A 289-nucleotide genomic window follows, 5' to 3' on the forward strand; every position below is an offset into this window, starting at 1 on the left:
GTTTTTAAATCGGCTTTAGAATAAATTTCGTTTCCGTTAAGGGTTTTAACATCGTAGTCAAAATTTATTAAGGTCTCCAAAGCCTGGTTTTTTTAGGCTGTCGCTTTCTGTTTTTGTTTGGTACTTATACCAAAAACCAGTGTCTGAGGCTAAATAGGTGTCATCATCGGCTTCCATTATTTTTTCAATAACGGCTTTTTCTTTCGCAAAACGTTTTTTGTTTAGTGCGATAGAAGCGTCCATATACGATCCCGATTTTGTAGAAATAGGTTGTCTCGCTTCTGGGCTT

Annotated in this window: 1 pseudogene; it reads right to left on the reverse strand. The window is 36.7% G+C overall.

The window, feature by feature from the left end:
* Positions 1-57: 57 nt before the first annotated feature.
* Positions 58-289: pseudogene (locus V6246_RS18320) on the reverse strand (gliding motility-associated peptidyl-prolyl isomerase GldI); the annotation flags it as partial.

Source organism: Algibacter sp. TI.3.09 (assembly GCF_038154905.1).
GTDB lineage: Bacteria > Bacteroidota > Bacteroidia > Flavobacteriales > Flavobacteriaceae > Algibacter.